The following is a 15,755-nucleotide window of genomic DNA, read 5'->3' as shown; positions in this document are numbered from 1 at the left end:
GCGTGCTCTGGGCCTGCATCGCGCTGCCGCGGCTGGCGCTGGACGCCGTCCTCCGGCGTACGGCGGATCCGTCGCAACCGCTGGCGCTGGTCGGCGGGCCGGCGCAGCTGCGCAGCCTGCACGCGGTCAACGCCGCCGCCGCCGCCGCCGGGCTGAAGCCCGGCATGCGCCTGACCGCCGCGCACGCGCTCTGCAGCACGGTGGCGCTGGTCGAACACGACGCCAGCGCCGATGAGCGCTGGCAGCGGTTCCTGGCGGCGTGGGCGTATCGCCACAGCTCACTGGTCAGCACGCAATGGCCGGGCGCGATCGTGCTGGAGGCGCGCGCGAGTTTCCGGCTGTTCGGGCCGTGGCCGCGCTTCGAGGCGCGGCTGCGCGAGGAGCTCGCGGGACTCGGCTTCAGCCACCGCATCGCGCTGGCGCCCACGCCGCGCGCGGCGCTGGCGTTCGCGTGGCTGCGGGACGGATTCGCGGTGACCTCGCTGCCGGCGATGCACGAGGCGCTGGCGCAGGTGCCGGTGCGCCGTGCGGCGCTGCCGGGAACCGCCGGCACGCGCCTGCATGCGATGGGCGTGCGCACGCTGGGCGCGCTGCGTGCGCTGCCGCGCGACGGCCTGCGCCGGCGCTTCGGCGTGGAGCTGCTCGAGCATCTGGATCGCCTGCATGGCGATGCCGACGATCCGCTGGCGTGCTACGCGCCGCCCGATCATTTCGACGCGCGCATCGAGCTCGGCTTCGAGGTGGAAAGCCACCAGGCGCTGCTGTTCCCGCTGCGGCGGATGATCGCCGACCTCGCCACGTATCTCTCGGCGCGCGACGGCGGGGTGCAGCGCTTCACGCTGCGCCTGGAGCACGAGCGCAGCCATGCGCTGCCCTCGCACGCCGCCGACATGGAGCGCGTGGCGGCGCCGGCGCATACCGACGTGGCGGTGGGCCTGCTGGCCGCCGAGCGCGAGGCCACGCTGCTGTTCGAGCTCACCCGCAACCGCCTGGAGCAGGTGGCGCTGCCGGCGCCCGTGGTGGCGATGCGGCTGCTGGCGCGCGAACTGCCGCCGTTCGTGCCGGCCGCGCGCGACCTGTTCGATACCCGCCCGGCGCAGGCGGTGCCGTGGCCGCAGCTGCGCGAGCGCCTGCGCGCACGCCTCGGCGACGAGGCCGTGCACCGCATCGCGCCCAGCGGCGATCCGCGCCCGGAGCGCGCATGGCGACGCGTGGCGGCCGCGGGCGATGACGCGGCCTGCCTGCAGCCCGCGCCGCCACGCCCGGCGCGCCCGGCGTGGCTGTTGCCGCGCCCGCTGCCGCTGCGCGGGCGGGTGCGCATCGTGTCCGGGCCGGAGCGTCTGGAAAGCGGCTGGTGGGACGGCGACGACGCGCGCCGCGACTACTACGTACTGGAAACCGCGCAGGGCCAGCGCGCCTGGGCGTTCGCGGCGCCGGGCGAGCTCGGCAACTGGATGCTGCACGGCTGGTTCGCATGAACTGGGACGACGACCACGCCCTGCCGCCCGGCGTCGCGCCGGACACGCCCGGTGCGCGGCCGCCGCGCAGCGTGCGCATGCAGCAGCAGATGCAGCTGGCGCTGGGTGGCGCGGATCGCGGCAGGGCGCTGGTGGTCCCCGGCCTGGGCGCGGCCAACGACGCGTCGGCCGGCGTGGAGCCGCACGGCATCGACGCGCCCGCCTATGCCGAGCTGCACTGCCTGTCCGACTTCAGCTTCCTGCGCGGCGCGGCCAGCGCCGAGCAGCTGTTCGAACGCGCCGCGCTGTGCGGCTACGAGGCGCTGGCGATCACCGACGAATGCTCGCTGGCCGGCATCGTGCGCGCCCGCGATGCCGCGCGCATCACCGGGGTGAAGCTGGTGGTCGGTGCGGAGTTCACCCTCGACGACGGCCTGCGCCTGGTGCTGCTGGTCGAGAACCGCGCCGGCTACGCGCAGCTGTGCCGGGTGATCACCACCGCGCGCCGTGCGGCGGGCAAGGGCGCCTACCAGCTGGGCCGCGACGACCTGGCGCGCGACGCCTTCGATGACGGTACGACCGGCCTGTTCGCCCTCTGGCTGCCGGGGCAGCCGGAAGAAGGCGCGTGGCTGCGCGACACGTTCGCCGAACGCGCCTATCTCGCCGTGGAGCTGCACCGCGACCACGACGACGAGGCGCGCCTCGGCGCATTGCTGGCGCTGGCCGCGCAGGCCGGGCTCACGCCGCTCGCCACCGGCGACGTGCACATGGCCACGCGCCGCCAGCGCGTGCTGCAGGACACCGTGACCGCGATCCGCCACGGCCTGGCCCTGGCCGACTGCGGCGCGCAGTTGTTCCGCAACGGCGAGCGCCACCTGCGCAGCCGCCGCGCGCTGGGCAACATCCATCCGCATGCGCTGCTGGCCGAAGCCGTGGCGCTGGCGCGGCGCTGCACGTTCTCGCTCGACGAGGTGCGCTACGACTATCCGGCCGAGCTGGTGCCCGCCGGCGAAACGCCCACCAGCCACCTGCGCAAGCTCACCGAAGCGGGCATGCGCCGGCGCTGGCCAATGGGCGTGCCGGAAAAAGTGGCGCGGCAGATCGACGACGAGCTGGCGCTGGTCGCGGAGCTGAAATACGAGGCGTTCTTCCTCACCGTGGAGGACATCGTGCGCTTCGCGCGCAGCCGCGACATCCTCTGCCAGGGGCGCGGCTCGGCGGCGAACTCGGCGGTGTGCTTCGCGCTCGGCATCACCTCGGTCGATCCTGCGGAAAGCCGGCTGCTGATGGCGCGCTTCCTGTCGAAGGAGCGCAACGAGCCGCCGGACATCGACGTCGACTTCGAGCACGAGCGCCGCGAGGAGGTGATCCAGTACGTGTACGGCAAGTACGGCCGCAGCCGCGCCGCGCTGGCCGCCACGGTGATCCGCTACCGCGGCAGGAGCGCGGTGCGCGATGTCGCCAAGGCCTTCGGCCTGCCGCCCGACCAGGTGGCGCTGCTCGCCGGCTGCTTCGGCTGGGGCAACGGCGAGACGCCGATGGAAGTGCGCCTGGCCGATGCCGGCTTCGATATCGACAACCCGCTCATCGCGCGCGTGCTGGCGGTGACCACCATGCTGCGCGGGAGGCCGCGGCACCTGTCGCAGCACGTCGGCGGCTTCGTGATTTCCGATGCGCCGCTGTGGCAGCTGGTGCCGGTGGAAAACGCGGCCATGGCCGACCGCACCATCATCCAGTGGGAGAAGGACGACCTGGAATCGATGGGGCTGCTGAAGGTCGACTGCCTGGCGCTGGGCATGCTGACCTGCATCCGCAAGGCGCTCGACCTGGTGCGCGCGCACCGCGGCCGCGACCTGGAGCTGGCCACCATCCCCAACGAGGACACGCCCACCTACGACATGGTGCAGCTGGCCGACACCGTGGGCGTGTTCCAGATCGAATCGCGCGCGCAGATGACCATGCTGCCGCGACTCAAGCCCAGGACGTTCTACGACCTGGTGATCGAGGTGGCGATCGTGCGCCCGGGGCCGATCCAGGGCGGCATGGTGCATCCCTACCTGCGGCGCCGGCAGGGCCAGGAGCCGGTGTCGTATCCGTCGCCGGGCATCGAGGAGATCCTCGGCCCCACGCTCGGCGTGCCGCTGTTCCAGGAGCAGGTGATGGAGCTGGTGATCCATGCCGGCTACTCGCCGGAAGAGGCCGACAAGCTGCGCCGCTCGATGGCCGCCTGGCGCCACGGCGGCGACATGGAGCCGCACCGCGTGCGCATCCGCGAACTGATGGAGGCCAAGAACTATTCCTCTGAGTTCATCGACCAGATTTTCGAACAGATCAAGGGCTTCGGCTCGTACGGCTTCCCGCAGAGCCACGCCGCCTCGTTCGCGAAGCTGGTGTACGCCAGCTGTTGGCTGAAGCGCCACGAGCCGGCGGCGTTCGCCTGCGCGCTGCTCAACGCGCAGCCGATGGGCTTCTACTCGCCCAGCCAGATCGTGCAGGACGCACGCCGCGGCAAGGCCGCGCGCGCAGGCGTGGACGTCCTGCCGGTGGACGTGGCCTGCAGCGCGTGGGATTGCACGCTGGAAGGCGAGGGTGTGGCGGGCCTGATCACGGCCCCCGCCATCCGCCTCGGCTTCCGCCAGATCGCAGGCCTTTCCGAAACCGTCGCCAACGCCATCGTCGCCGCGCGCAGCGAGCGCCCGTTCCGCGATATCGCCGACCTCTGCCGTCGCGCCGCCCTCGACGAAAAGGCGCGCAGCGCGCTTGCCGAGGCCGGGGCGCTGGCGTCGCTGGCCGGGCATCGCCACGACGCGCGCTGGCAGGTGGCCGGCATCGAACGCCAGCGGCCCTTGCTGCCGGGCAGCCCCGACGAGGATGCGGTCCTGCTGCCGGCGCCCGGCGCCGGCGAGGACGTGCTGTCCGACTACCGCGCGCTGGGCCTGAGCCTGGGCGCGCACCCGCTGGCGCTGCTGCGCGACCGGCTCCGTGCGCGGCGGCTGCTGGCCTCGCGCGAGCTGCGCGGCCGCCACCACGGCAGCGCGGTGCGGGTGGCGGGCATCGTCACCCAGCGCCAGAAGCCGCAGACCGCCAGCGGCACGATCTTCGTCACCCTCGAGGACGAGGACGGCATGGTCAACGTGATCGTGTGGCCGCGCGTGGCCGAGCGCGGGCGCAAGGCGCTGCTCGGCGCCACGCTGCTGGAAGTGCGCGGGCGCTGGGAGCGCGTGGACGGCGTGGAGCACCTGATCGCCGGCCACCTCGAGGACCTGTCCGCCCTGCTCGGCGGCCTGCGTTCGGAGTCGCGGGATTTCCGCTGAGCCTGAGCCCGGTTCACCTCGCGTTCGTCCGCCGGCATGGGCAGCCACTAGACTGGGCAGCCGTCCAACGCCCCGCAGCCGCCTGCATGTCGCTCCCCTTCCGCGCGTCCGTCCTGTGCCTGCTGCTTGCGGCCTGCAGCGCGCCGTCGCAGGACGTCGTTCCCGTGCAGCAGGCGATCGAAGTGGAAGCCGAGGCCAACGACGGCGAATTCATTTCCGCCCCGGTCGAAGTCGTGCCCAAGGCCTACGACGTGCGCAAGGGCACCGACTGGCCGCAGGTGGCGCTGGTGGACGGCACCGCCTCGATCAGCTGCGAGCTCGACTATGCCGGCGCCGGTGACGGCGACGCGCTCACCGACCTGTCGTTCTTCAACGTGGTCGATACGCTCAAGCCCTGCCAGGAGCGCGGCCTGGTGCGCCTGCGCTACGACGGCAAGATCAACGCCGGCTTCCACGCGCTGGTGGAGCGGGTGGCGGCGATCGCCGACCGCATGGAAATCGGCAAGCGCGTGCTCGACATCGATTCCAGCGGCGGCCAGGTGGAAGACGCCATCAAGGCGGGCGACGCGATCGGCGCTTCCGGCTGGACCGTCTGGGTGCGCGAGGGCGCCGCCTGCCACAGCGCCTGCGTGCTGATCCTCGGCGCCGGCGACGTGCGCATGATCTCGGGGCCCGTCGGCATCCACCGCATCATCCGCATGAGCTCCACCGCCACCACGCGCGCCGAGCTCAACTCCGAACTGCAGGCCGTCTACGGCCGGGTCAAGGAATACCTGGAGCGCAACGGCGTGGCGGTGGCCGTGGCCGACCTGATGATGTCGGTGCCCAACCGCAACCTGCGCGTGCTGAGCGCGACCGAGCTGCAGGAATACGGCCTGGACGGCACCAACCCGGCCCAGGACGACCTCGACCGGCTGAAGCTGATGCGCAAGTGCGGCGCGGATTTCGTGCGCCGCCGCGACAGCTTCCAGCGCGCCTTCGACCGCCAGTGCAAGGCGCCCGACACCGACATCGAAGAACTCAACAGCTGCGGCCTCGCGCTGCGCGACTCCTTCAGCTTCCCGGATGAAGCCTGTCCCGACGACAGTCCAATGAGCGAGTTCGACGCGGTGCGCAGCGCGTTCTACCAGCGCCGCGGCGAGAGCACCGATACCGGCGCCAGCGGCACGCACTGAGCGCGCACGCCGGCTGGCGATCCCGCGCGGAACCTGGCCTCAGGCCAGGAAGCCACCCGACTGCCGCTGCCACAGCTGCGCGTACAGGCCACCGGCGGCAACCAGCTGCGCGTGCGTGCCTTCCTCGACGATGCGCCCCTGGTCCATCACCACCAGCCGGTCCATCGCCGCGATCGTCGACAGGCGGTGGGCGATGGCGATCACCGTCTTGCCCTGCATCAGCCGGTAGAGATTGCCCTGGATGGCGGCCTCGACCTCGGAGTCGAGCGCGGACGTGGCTTCGTCCAGCACCAGGATCGGCGCGTCCTTCAGCAGCACGCGCGCCACGGCGATGCGCTGGCGCTGGCCGCCGGACAGCTTGACGCCGCGCTCGCCGACCTGGGCGTCGTAGCCGTGGCGGCCTTCGGGATCGCCGAGTTCGAGGATGAAGTCGTGCGCCTCGGCCTGGCGCGCGGCCTCCACCATCTCGGCCTCGCTGGCATCGGGCCGACCGTAGAGGATGTTCTCGCGCACCGAGCGGTGCAGCAGCGAGGTGTCCTGGGTGACCACGCCGATGCGCGCGCGCAGCGTGTCCTGCTGCACGCTGGCGATGTCGATGCCGTCGACCAGGATGCGGCCGCTCTCGACGTCGTGGAAGCGCAGCAGCAGGTTGGCCAGCGTCGACTTGCCGGCGCCCGAGCGGCCGACGATGCCGATCTTCTCGCCCGGGCGCACGTGCAGGTCGAGGTGGTCGATCACGCCGGCACCCTTGCCGTAGTGGAAGCCGACGCCTTCGAAGCGGATGTCGCCGGCCACCGCGCCGAGCTCCGGCGCGCCGGGCGCGTCGTCGACCGTCGGCGGCAGCGAGATCGAACTGATGCCGTCCTGCACGGTGCCGATGTTCTCGAACAGCGCCGACAGCTCCCACATGATCCACTGCGACATGCCCACCATGCGCAACGCCAGGGCGACCGCCACCGCGACCGCGCCGGCACTGATCGCATCACCCAGCCACAGCCACACGCCCACGCCGGCCACCGACGCCAGCAGCAGCATGTTGAGTGCGTAATTGGCCACGCTGACCCGCGTGCCCAGGCGCATCTGCCGGTACACGGTGCCGAGGAAACCCTGCATCGCCTCGCGCGCGTAGGCCTGCTCGCGACGCGAGTGCGAGAACAGCTTGACCACGGCGATGTTGGTGTAGCTGTCGACGATGCGCCCGGTCATGTCCGAGCGCGCGTCGGCCTGCTCGCGCGAGACGCGCTCCATGCGCGGCACGAAGTACCGCATGAGCAGGGCGTAGGCGATGATCCAGCCCGCGAACGGCAGCATCAGCCGCCAGTCGGCCGCGGCGGCGGCGAGCGTCGCGCCGGTGACGTACACCACGATGTACACGCCGACGTCGAGCAGCTTGACCACGGTCTCGCGCACCGCGAGCGAGGTCTGCATCAGCTTGGTGGCGATGCGCCCGGCGAACTCGTCCTGGAAGTAGCCCATCGACTGCCGCAGCAGGTAACGGTGCACGTTCCAGCGGATGCGCATCGGGAAATTGCCGAGCAGCGCCTGGAACTGCACCATCGAATCCAGCAGCACCAGCAGCGGCAGGCCCACCAGCACCAGCCCCGCCATCCACGCCAGCCGCGGGCCTTCCACGGCCAGGAACGTGGCCGGCGTGTGCGCCCCCAGCCGGTCGACCAGCGCGCCCAGGTACACGTACAGCGCGAGCTCCGCGGCGGCGATGGCCGCGCCCAGCAGCGCGAGCGCCACCAGCCATGGGCCGGCGCCGCGCGTGTAGTGCATGCAGAACGCGATCAGCGTGCGCGGCGGTTGGCGCGGCGGGGTGTCCGGGAACGGATCCAGCCTGCGCTCGAACCAGCCGAGCAGGCCGCGGCGCGTGTCGTCAGCGGCCACCGCCACCTCCACCGCCACCACCGCCGCCGGAAAAGCCGCCACCGCCGCCACCCGAAGAGCTGCCGGGGGGTGACGACGCCGACGCGATCTGCGTGCCCAGGGCACTGCCGACCGACTTGGTGAAGTCGCCGACGCTGCCGAAGTTGCCGCCCTGGTACCAGGCGATGGCCGCGGTGGCCGCGGCGGCGGCCGCGGCACCGACCGCGAGCGTGAACCGGCGCGTCCACGCGTCCTCGACGCCCAGCGCCACCGCATACGGCAGCAGGGCTTCGAAGCGCGCGGCGTCGAGCTGGGGCTCGGGGCCCGCACCGCCGGCGCTCGCGGGTGCGTCCAGTCGCGCCAGGTCGTCCTGTTCGGCCACCGACAGGTAGCGCTTGAAGCCTTCGATCTCGTCGAGGAGCTTGCGTCCCTCGGGCGTGGGCGCGCCGATCACGATGCAGAACGTGATCAGCACCACCAGCGCCAGGCCCAGCGGTACCAGCGCCCACGGCATGCCGCCGCCATCGTTGATCGCGGTCAGCACCAGGGTGGCCGCCACGGTGACGGCGAAGAGGACGCAGGCAATCGCGATGCTGCCGCCGTTGTGCGAGAACATCGCCGGCTGGAAGCGCTTGGCGAACGCCTTGCTGTGGGTGGCGATGGCCGCCTGGATGCGAGTGGCGCTGTCCTTCTTCAGCGCGAGCCTTCCGGCGCTGCCGGGCAGCAGTGCTTCGAGCAGGCGGCGCTCGTCGGCGTTGTCGATCGGTGCCGGGCCGGGATTGCGCTGCAGCGTCCAGGCGTCGCCCAGCGTGCGCTCCTCGCGCTCGATGGTCAGCGCGCCCTTGACCGCGCAGGCCAGCAGCTCCGACGACAGGCAGAGGTTGTCGTAGCTGCGGCGCACCATGTAGCGCAGCGCCGCCGGCGATTCGTCGCGCGGCGGATCGTAGCGGGCGATCACCACGCCGGTCGCGGGATCGCGGCCGATGCGGTTCCAGCGCCGCCAGCAGAATGCCGCCAGCAGCAACAGCCCGGCGAACGCCGCGAGCAGCGACAGGTTGTCGCGCAGCAGCCACCACAGCGTGTCCGAACGCGTCGGCGCGGCCACCACGCCCTTGGGGAATGACAGCACCGTGGTCAGCCCTTCGCGCGGCGGCAGCGGGCGGGTCAAGGTCCAGCGGGCGACGCCGGGCGCGACGATGCGTGCCTCGAAATCACCGCCCTGCGTGCCGTATGCGCCCGAGTAGCCTTCCGCCACCAGGTCGCCCGCGGGCACCGGCACGGGCAGCCGCACTTCGACGCTGCCGGTTTCGATGGCGAAGTCCCAGCCGTGGCCGATCGCGTTCCAGTACAGCTCGTCGTGGCCGGCGAAGAAGCCCACCTGGCGCGTGGTGCGGAAGCGCAGCGTGTACGTGTAGTCGGCGGGGACCGGCAGCAGGTCGTCGTTGCCGGTGTTGATGCGTACGCCGTTGCCGACTCGCTCCGTGAACCATGGTTCGGCGGCGCCATCGCGCGCGACGTCCACCACGTCGAAGCCGACCACCACGTTGTTGCCGTGGCGATCCTTGTAGCGCGTCGGGAAGTCGCGGTAGATGCCGCGGCGGATGTTGTCGCCCTCGGCGCGCACGCGGATGCGCTCGACCACGTCGAGGCTGCCGTCGGCGTTGACCTGCACTTCGCTGTCGTAGGCGAGGATGCGTTCCTGGGCCTGCGCGGCGCCTGCAAGCACCAGCAGCACCGCGGCCAGCAGCGCGCGCAGCGTGGACGCCACGCCGCTCATCGCGACAGCTCCACCGCCGGCGCCGCGCGTCCGCCTTCGGCGGCCTGGAAGAACTCGGCATCGCCGAAGCCGAAGGCGCGCGCCACGACCAGGTCGGGCACGCGCTGCACGCCGTCGTTGAGGTCGCGCACCGCGCCGTTGTAGAAGCGTCGCGCGTATTGCAGCTGCTCTTCCACCTCGACCAGTTCGCGCTGCAGCTGCGCGAAGTTCTGGTTGGCCTTGAGGTCGGGATAGGCCTCGCGCAGCAGCAGCAGGCGGCCGACCGCCTGCTCGAGCGCCTGCTCGAGCGCGCCGAGCTTCGCAGGGCTGGCGACCGCCATCGCCTGCGCACGCAGCGCGGTGACGGCTTCGAGCAGCGTGCTCTCGTGCCCGGCATAGCCGCGCACCGCGGCGACCAGCTGCGGCACCAGGTCGTGGCGGCGCTGCAGCTGCACGTCGATATCCGCCCAGGCGGTCTTCACCTGGTTGCGCAGGCGCACAAGGCGGTTGAAGGCGAACACCCCCCACGCGACCAGCGCCGCCGCCAGCAGCAGCGCGACGACCGCGGCGGTCACGGCGCGTCGCCCGCCAGCACCGCGATCTCGGTATCGCCCAGCAGCACGTACTGGCCGGCGCGGATCTTGGCGGTCTTGCGGGTTTCCACGGTGCCGTCCACGCGTACCGCGCCGGCGGCCACCAGCGCCTTGCCGGCGCCGCCGCTGTCGCACAGCCCGGCCAGTTTGAGCAGCTGGTTGAGCTCGACGTGCTCGCCCTGGAGTTCGAATTCGATGCGTGGCATGTGCGGTCCGGCGCTGGTTTTCGGAAAGTGGCGAGCCTAGCGCAACCGGGCCGCCATCGGCGTTACCCTGCCGTCAGCCGCGGCACGCCGCCGGGGGGGAGGAGACGCTGCGATGACCACCGAACTGCAGATCCTGGGCTGGGCGATCGTGCTGGGCCTTGTGCACCTGTTCCTCGACGCCACGCTCAAGACCTCGCAGCGCGGACTGGCCTGGAACACCGGCCCCCGCGACGGCGCGATGCCGCCGCTCGAGGGCGTGGCGGGCCGCGTCAACCGCAGCTTCGGCAACTTTCTCGAGACCTTTCCGATGTTCGCCGCCGCGGTGCTGGCGGTGGTCGTGTCGGGGCAGGGCGGGGAGCGCGCCGTGCTCGGTGCGCAGGTCTACTTCTGGGCGCGCGTCGCCTACATCCCGGCATACGCGGCCGGCATTCCCTATGTGCGCAGCCTGATCTGGGGAATCTCGCTGCTCGGCATCCTGATGGTGCTGACCGCGCTGTTCTGAGCGCGCCTCACTCGCGTTCGAAGCGCGCGATCTCGTCGAGGATGCGCTGTCCGCGGCGGATGCCGTCGCCGCCGTCTGCGACGCAGGCATGTGCGTCCGGATCTGTCGCCACATCCAACGCTGCCCGCGCGCGCCGCGAGCGCCAGGCGTACAGCCAGGTGCCCAGCAGTCCGACCACGCCGATCGCGAGGCTCGCCTGGATCCACACCGGGGTTGCGGCCTGCACGGGGGCCGCGCCCAGCCCCGATACGGCGACCACCACCAGCACCCACATGACCCACCACGGCGCGCCGGCAAGGTTCGAGTTGACGCCATAGAAGCGCAGCAGCCGTGCCATCTGCTGCTGGATGCGCAGCACCGGCGCCGAGTAGTCGATGCTGGCGACGAGGCCCAGCGTGATGCCGGCCAGCGCCACCGTCAGCACGCCGAACGCGTGGACGATGATGCCGCTGGCGAACAGGCGCGCGACCTCCGTGTTGCGCGTCCAGCACGCGACGCCCAGCACCACCAGCGCGACGCCGAGGAGCAGCTGCAGCAGCTGGCCGATGACCAGCGGGCGCAGGCCGCGGCGCGCGCGTTCCAGCCGGGATTCGCGCAGCAGCTGCAGGTTCAGCGCCTGCTGCCGTTCCATCTGTCTGCCGAGCGTTTGCCAGGCCTGCTTGAGGTCGTCGAGTTCCATCGGCCTGCCCATGTCGTTGGCGGTCATGTCAGTGGTGTCCCTGGTTGGCGGCGTGCTCGCGCAGCCGCTGGCGCAGCCTGGAAAGGCGGGTGGTGACGTTGCTGTCGGAGATGCCGAGCACATCGGCCATCTCGCGCGTGCCGCGCTCCTCGAGGTAGAGCAGCAGGAGCGCGCGATCGAGCGGCGCGAGGGCGGCGATGAAGCCGTGCAGCAGGCGCAGGCCGTCGTCGCGCACCGGGTCGTGGACGTTGTCGTCGGCGACGTCGTGCAGCGCGTCGTCGAGCGGCACGGCGTGCCGGCGGCGCTGGCCCTCGCCGCGCAGGAACGAGATGCCGACGTTCAGCGCGATCCGGTACATCCAGGTGGAGAACGACCGCGACGCGTCGTAGCGCGGCCAGGCGCGCCACAGCTGCGCGGCGATCTCCTGTGCGAGGTCGTCGCGGTCTGCGCCGCGGGCGTAGGTGCCGGCGACCTTGAAGACGATGCCGCGGTGCCGGTCGAGGAGCGCGGCGAAGGCGTCGGCGTCGGTGGCGTGCGTGCTGGCGATGCTGTCCATTCCCGTGCGGCTCCGGCCGCGATCATGCGTGACACCGGGGTGGTTCGCCGCACCGTCGGGTTTGTCACGCGCTAGCGCAGGGGCAGGCGCAGCGGCTGTCCGTCAAGGTCCAGCACGACCCCATCGGCATCGATCGTGCGCACCGTGGCCTCGCCGACGCGGTCGCCTTCCACCAGGCGCTGGCCGTCGACGATCACGAAACGCCGCGACGGATCGGCGTTCCACATGTGCATGGTCATCTTCAGCGCCGGCAGGCGCTCGCGCTGGCTGGCGGGGAGTTCGGCGATGCGCGGCAGGTCGTGGGCTGGCAAGGGCGCGGGCGTGGCAGCTGCGGGACGTGGCGGCGGCGGATCCGCTGGCGCGGCCGCCGACGGCGCTGGAGTGCGCGGGATGTCTGCTGCTGCCGCGGTTGCCCGTGGCGTGGCGCCTGGTGTCGGTGCCGGCGTTGCGTCAACGACTGCCTGTGGCTGCGCCGGTACGGGCGCGAGCCCGGGCGCTGGCGCGACGATGCGCTCGACGCGGGGCAGGATGTCCGTGCCGGCGTCGACGTCGGCGGTCGCTGCAGCGCCTGCCGGGCGTGCATCGACGGGGGCGGCGGTGTCCTGCGCGGCGGCGGGTGATGTGGCGCCAGCACCCGTCCCGTCATCGCCCCCAGCGGCAGCGTCGCGCACTGGATCAGCGGGCGCCGGGTCGACGTCGCGCAGCGCCACGAACGCCAGGACCGCGGCGAGGGCGACACCGGCGAGCGCAAACCAGGCCCACGCCGGCATGCCGCGACGCGCGCGCGGCGCCAGCGGCGGCAACTCGACGCGCAGCCCGGGAACCTCGCCGCGGCGGCGCTCGGCTTCGGACTTGCGCAGGGCTTCGAGGATCAGCGACATCGGCGCGCCCTCAATCCAGGGTCCGCGCGAGGCGCGGGCCGTCATCGTTCGCGGCCAGCGCGAACAGTGTTTCGGGCCCGACCACGCCGTCGACTGCGAGGCCACGCGCGCGCTGGAAGCGCAGCACCGATGCGGCCAGGGCGGCATCGAACGCCGCGCCGTCCGCTGCCTGGGCGGCCACGCCTTCAGTCACGAGCCGTGCGCGCAGCCAGTCGACGGCGGCGCCCTGCTGGCCTTGCTCCGGCACATCGGCAAGCGCCGCCGGCGCGCGCCAGACCGCGGCGTAGCGGCCGTTCCACGCCTGCTGCAGGGTTGCGCGGTCGACATCCAGCGTGCGGCCGTCCAGCAGCAGGCGCGCCCGCCCGCCGTCGGACGCCTGCAGCAGTGCCCACGCCTGGCGGCCGTCCGCTTCCAGCTGCAGCAGTGCCGGCCGGCCGATCGCCACCAGGCGGTCGAGGTGGGCATTGCCACGCACGCAGTAGGTGCCGGGTGCGATCACCCGCGCGCAGGCGGACGCCGCGCGCGCGTCGTCCAGCGTGGTGGGCAGGTCCCAGGCGGCAAGCAGCGCCTGCCACGCGCGCTGTTCGCTGCTGCCGGTGGCGGCTGTCTCCGTGTCGCCGTCGGCGCGTTCTTCCGCGCGCCTGCTGGCTGCATCCGCGATGTACGTGGCCAGCGTGGCCGCATCCGCGCCTTGCGCGGCGATTCGCGCAGCCGATGCGTTGTTGGCGGAGACGCCCGTCGCCACGGCCGCGGCGCCCGCAGCTGCCGCCGGGGACGCCGCGCCGTCCACGTCGGCGGCCATGGCGACGGTGCCCGATGCACGCGAAGCATCGTCCGCCGCGTTGACCGCGCGCGGTGCATCCGCGCGCGGCAGCAGCGCGGCCAGCGCGATCGCCAGCACCGCCGCGGCGCCCACGCCTGCGGCCGCCAGCATCCAGCGGCGCGATCGCGCTGTGGCGTGCACCGGCGGTGGCAACGCTTCGCGCGCGGCTTCCTCGACCAGCGCGGCATCGAGCGTGGCGCGGTCGCGCGCGTAGCCGGCGAGCAGCGCACGCTCGGCGATCACGTTCACCAGCCGCGGAATGCCACCGCTGCGCAGGTGGATGCGCTGTACGGCGCCGGCGTCGAACGGGAAATGCTGGCCGCCGGCGATGCGGAAGCGATGGCGCAGGTAGTCGGCGGTGCCCGCGGCATCCAGCGGCGTGAGGTGGAAGCGCGCGGTGATGCGCTGCGCCAGCTGGCGCAGGTCCGGGCGCCCGAGCATGTCGCGCAGCTCGGGCTGGCCGATCAGGATCACCTGCAGCAGCTTCTGGGTGTCGGTCTCGAGGTTGGTCAGCAGGCGCACCTGCTCCAGCGTGTCCACCGACAGCGCCTGCGCCTCGTCCACCACCAGCACCACGCGCAGGCCCTGTGCGTAGGCGTCGAGCAGGTGGGCGTTGAGTGCGTCGATGAGCGCCTTGGCGTTGCCGCGGCGGCCGTCGAGGTCGATGCGCAGCTCCTCGCACACCGTTTCCAGCAACTGCGTCGGATCGACGCGCGGATTGAGCACCAGCGCCACGCGCACGTTGTCCGGCAGCTGCCCGAGCAGCAGCCGGCTGAGCGTGGTCTTGCCGGTGCCGACCTCGCCGGTCAGCTGCACGAAGCCGCCGCCACCGCCCTGGGTGATGCCGAACATCAGGTGCGCGAGCGCGTCGCGGTGGCGCTCGCCCAGGAACACGAAGCGCGGATCAGGCGTGATCGAGAACGGCGGCTCGGTGAGTCCGTAGTGCGCGAGGTACATGCCTACTCCGTCACGTCCCGCGCTTCGCCGGTGGCCAGCGTCTCCGCATGGCGGATCCGCCGCGGCCGCGCGATGAGCGGGTGCACCAGCACCGCGGCCAGGATGATCGCCACGCCCAGGTAGAAGCGCGTCGACAGCTCCTGCTGCTCGGAGAGCAGCACGATCGCCAGCATGATGGCGTAGATCGGCTCCAGGTTCACCGCCAGCTGCGCCGAGAACGCGCTCATGTGGCGCAGCGCCACCAGCGACAGGGCGAACGGGAACAGCGTGCAGGCGAAGGCCAGCAGCAGCAGGTAGCCGGCATCGTGCGCGCCGGGCAGCACGAACAGGGGCCCGGCCAGCGCCGGGAACACCAGCGGCATCAAGGGCGCCAGCACGGTCAGCGCGATGGTGCCGGCACCCAGCTCCACCGCGGTCACGGTCAGCGGGTCGGCATGGTCCACCAGGCGCTTGTTGAGCGAGCCGAACAGCGCCACGAACAGCGCCGACACCGCGCCCACCAGCACGCCGATGCGCATGTCGTCGGGGATGCCGCCGACCACCAGCGCCACGCCCGGCAGCACGGCGACGCCGAGCGCGAGTTCGGCGCGCGAGAATTTCCGGTGCGCGAGCTTGGGTTCGATCATCGCCACGAACACCGTGGCGAACGCCATGCAGGTCGCCGCCACCGACGCGTTCGACAGCTTGATGGCGCCGTAGAACGTGAGCCAGTGCAGGGCCACCAGCACGCCGATCCCGGCATACGACAGCAGCAGCCGGCGCGGCATGGCGCGCAGCCCGCGCCACACGCGTGGCACCAGCAGCAGGGTCGCGGCGACCAGCAGCATCCGCCACCACACCAGCGGCAGCGCCTGCAGCGTGATCACCTTGCCGAGGATCGCGGTGAAGCCCCACAGCAGGACGCAGAGGTGGATCTGCCAGTGGGCCTTGGCGCTGGGAGTCATCGGAAACGGGCGGCGGAGTGGGGTGGGGCAGTGTGCGCGAGAA

At 72.3% G+C, this 15,755-nt stretch carries 13 protein-coding genes; 4 read left to right on the top strand and 9 right to left on the bottom strand.

The genetic code is table 11. From position 1 onward, the window contains the following. Positions 1-2: 2 nt before the first annotated feature. The 3 genes from JHB91_RS06070 (at position 3) to JHB91_RS06060 (ending at position 5,946) form a co-directional block, all read left to right on the top strand. Positions 3-1,478 (top strand): DNA polymerase Y family protein, encoded by a 1,476-nt coding sequence (locus tag JHB91_RS06070; RefSeq protein ID WP_199472097.1) that lies wholly within the window; start codon positions 3-5, stop codon positions 1,476-1,478. Continuing rightward, on the top strand, positions 1,475-4,771 hold the full coding sequence (locus tag JHB91_RS06065; protein ID WP_199472096.1) for an error-prone DNA polymerase: 3,297 nt from the start codon (positions 1,475-1,477) through the stop codon (positions 4,769-4,771). Before JHB91_RS06070 ends, JHB91_RS06065 begins: the two co-directional genes overlap by 4 nt. Before the next feature lie 86 nt (positions 4,772-4,857). Next, entirely contained in the window at positions 4,858-5,946 is a 1,089-nt protein-coding gene (locus JHB91_RS06060; RefSeq protein WP_233398526.1) for a hypothetical protein, read from the top strand. A gap of 39 nt (positions 5,947-5,985) precedes the next feature. Here the strand turns inward: JHB91_RS06060 and JHB91_RS06055 are convergent, their stop codons facing one another. The 4 genes from JHB91_RS06055 to JHB91_RS06045 are packed head-to-tail and all read right to left on the bottom strand — an operon-like array spanning position 5,986 to position 10,370. After that, a complete protein-coding gene (locus tag JHB91_RS06055) occupies positions 5,986-7,809 on the bottom strand; it encodes an ABC transporter ATP-binding protein (protein WP_233398625.1) in 1,824 nt (607 codons plus the stop codon). Between the two features lie 16 nt (positions 7,810-7,825). Then, positions 7,826-9,592: a DUF2207 domain-containing protein gene (locus tag JHB91_RS13910; protein ID WP_233398525.1), complete on the bottom strand. Its 1,767-nt coding sequence runs from the start codon at positions 9,590-9,592 to the stop codon at positions 7,826-7,828. Continuing rightward, entirely contained in the window at positions 9,589-10,146 is a 558-nt protein-coding gene (locus tag JHB91_RS06050; protein WP_199472094.1) for a LemA family protein, read from the bottom strand. The genes JHB91_RS13910 and JHB91_RS06050 overlap by 4 nt, the downstream gene beginning before the upstream one ends. Next, positions 10,143-10,370 (bottom strand): RNA-binding S4 domain-containing protein, encoded by a 228-nt coding sequence (locus JHB91_RS06045; protein ID WP_199375264.1) that lies wholly within the window; start codon positions 10,368-10,370, stop codon positions 10,143-10,145. The genes JHB91_RS06050 and JHB91_RS06045 overlap by 4 nt, the downstream gene beginning before the upstream one ends. A 112-nt stretch (positions 10,371-10,482) precedes the next feature. On the opposite strand from JHB91_RS06045, the gene JHB91_RS06040 reads away from it, so the two are divergent. After that, positions 10,483-10,872: an MAPEG family protein gene (locus tag JHB91_RS06040; RefSeq protein ID WP_199472093.1), complete on the top strand. Its 390-nt coding sequence runs from the start codon at positions 10,483-10,485 to the stop codon at positions 10,870-10,872. 7 nt (positions 10,873-10,879) lie between these two features. On the opposite strand, the gene JHB91_RS06035 is transcribed toward JHB91_RS06040, so the two are convergent. The 5 genes from JHB91_RS06035 to JHB91_RS06015 all read right to left on the bottom strand — a co-directional run bounded on the left by JHB91_RS06035 (position 10,880) and on the right by JHB91_RS06015 (position 15,712). Beyond that, positions 10,880-11,578, bottom strand: a complete 699-nt coding sequence (locus JHB91_RS06035; RefSeq protein WP_199472092.1) for a hypothetical protein — start codon at positions 11,576-11,578, stop codon at positions 10,880-10,882. Between the two features lies 1 nt (position 11,579). Beyond that, positions 11,580-12,107 carry a sigma-70 family RNA polymerase sigma factor gene (locus JHB91_RS06030; RefSeq protein WP_199472091.1) on the bottom strand — a complete coding sequence of 176 codons (528 nt, stop codon included), beginning with the start codon at positions 12,105-12,107 and terminating at the stop codon, positions 11,580-11,582. A gap of 71 nt (positions 12,108-12,178) precedes the next feature. Next, positions 12,179-12,988, bottom strand: coding sequence for a general secretion pathway protein GspB (locus JHB91_RS06025; protein ID WP_199472090.1), 810 nt, complete (start codon positions 12,986-12,988; stop codon positions 12,179-12,181). Between the two features lie 10 nt (positions 12,989-12,998). Continuing rightward, a complete protein-coding gene (locus tag JHB91_RS06020) occupies positions 12,999-14,768 on the bottom strand; it encodes an ExeA family protein (protein WP_199472089.1) in 1,770 nt (589 codons plus the stop codon). 2 nt (positions 14,769-14,770) lie between these two features. Then, entirely contained in the window at positions 14,771-15,712 is a 942-nt protein-coding gene (locus JHB91_RS06015) for a DMT family transporter (RefSeq protein WP_199472088.1), read from the bottom strand. Between the last annotated feature and the right edge of the window lie 43 nt (positions 15,713-15,755).

It is taken from the genome of Luteimonas sp. MC1828, from assembly GCF_016461615.1.
GTDB lineage: Bacteria > Pseudomonadota > Gammaproteobacteria > Xanthomonadales > Xanthomonadaceae > Luteimonas.
This window is presented reverse-complemented; position numbering and strand designations above follow the sequence as displayed.